Annotated in this window: 1 pseudogene; it reads left to right on the top strand. The window is 42.9% G+C overall.

The annotated features are described in order from the left end of the window. Nucleotides 1–2024 (top strand): annotated as a pseudogene (locus EGI22_RS15535) (hypothetical protein); the annotation flags it as partial.

The following is a 2024-nucleotide window of genomic DNA, read 5'->3' on the forward strand; positions in this document are numbered from 1 at the left end:
ATGTGGAACCTCACCAGTGTCAAATACGATAACTATAAATACTGGAGCTGCTCCGGCTGCACCAGTAATAGCATCGAATAAGACAGAGGTTTGTGGAACAGAAAAAGCAACATTGACAGCAACAGGTTGTACAGGTGGAACAATTACATGGTCAGGTGGTGGAGTAGGAACATCGAAAGAAGTAGGAGCAGGAACATATACTGCAACTTGTACTACATCGTGTGGAACTTCGGTTAATTCAAATACAAATACAATCGGAAGTAAGCCAGCACCAATAGCACCAGTGATAGCTGCTAACAAGACAGAGATTTGTGGAACAGACAAAGCTACCTTGACAGCAACAGGTTGTTCAGATGGAACAATTACCTGGTCAGGAACATTAGGAACAGGTACTTCGAAAGAAGTGGGAGCCGGAACATATACCGCAACATGTACTACTTCATGTGGAACATCGCCAGTGTCAAATACGATAACTATCAATACAGGAGCAGTACCAACCGCACCAGTAATAGCATCTAATAAGACGGAAGTTTGTGGAACAGAAAAAGCAACATTGACAGCAACAGGTTGTACAGGTGGAACAATCACTTGGTCAGGTGGTGGAGTAGGAACATCGAAAGAAGTAGGAGCAGGAACATATACTGCAACTTGTACTACATCGTGTGGAACTTCGGTTAATTCAAATACAAATACAATCGGAAGTAAGCCAGCACCAATAGCACCAGTGATAGCTGCTAACAAGACAGAGATTTGTGGAACAGACAAAGCTACCTTGACAGCAACAGGTTGTTCAGATGGAACAATTACCTGGTCAGGAACATTAGGAACAGGTACTTCGAAAGAAGTGGGAGCCGGAACATATACCGCAACATGTACTACTTCATGTGGAACATCGCCAGTGTCAAATACGATAACTATCAATACAGGAGCAGTACCAACCGCACCAGTAATAGCATCTAATAAGACGGAAGTTTGTGGAACAGAAAAAGCAACATTGACAGCAACAGGTTGTACAGGTGGAACAATCACTTGGTCAGGTGGTGGAGTAGGAACATCGAAAGAAGTAGGAGCAGGAACATATACTGCAACTTGTACTACATCGTGTGGAACTTCGGTTAATTCAAATACAAATACAATCGGAAGTAAGCCAGCACCAATAGCACCAGTGATAGCTGCTAACAAGACAGAGATTTGTGGAACAGACAAAGCTACCTTGACAGCAACAGGTTGTTCAGATGGAACAATTACCTGGTCAGGAACATTAGGAACAGGTACTTCGAAAGAAGTGGGAGCCGGAACATATACCGCAACATGTACTACTTCATGTGGAACATCGCCAGTGTCAAATACGATAACTATCAATACAGGAGCAGTACCAACCGCACCAGTAATAGCATCTAATAAGACGGAAGTTTGTGGAACAGAAAAAGCAACATTGACAGCAACAGGTTGTACAGGTGGAACAATCACTTGGTCAGGTGGTGGAGTAGGAACATCGAAAGAAGTAGGAGCAGGAACATATACTGCAACTTGTACTACATCGTGTGGAACTTCGGTTAATTCAAATACAAATACAATCGGAAGTAAGCCAGCACCAATAGCACCAGTGATAGCTGCTAACAAGACAGAGATTTGTGGAACAGACAAAGCTACCTTGACAGCAACAGGTTGTTCAGATGGAACAATTACCTGGTCAGGAACATTAGGAACAGGTACTTCGAAAGAAGTGGGAGCCGGAACATATACCGCAACATGTACTACTTCATGTGGAACATCGCCAGTGTCAAATACGATAACTATCAATACAGGAGCAGTACCAACCGCACCAGTAATAGCATCTAATAAGACGGAAGTTTGTGGAACAGAAAAAGCAACATTGACAGCAACAGGTTGTACAGGTGGAACAATCACTTGGTCAGGTGGTGGAGTAGGAACATCGAAAGAAGTAGGAGCAGGAACATATACTGCAACTTGTACTACATCGTGTGGAACTTCGGTTAATTCAAATACAAATACAATCGGAA

Origin of the sequence: Lacihabitans sp. LS3-19 (genome assembly GCF_024343575.1) — a bacterium.
GTDB lineage: Bacteria > Bacteroidota > Bacteroidia > Cytophagales > Spirosomataceae > Leadbetterella.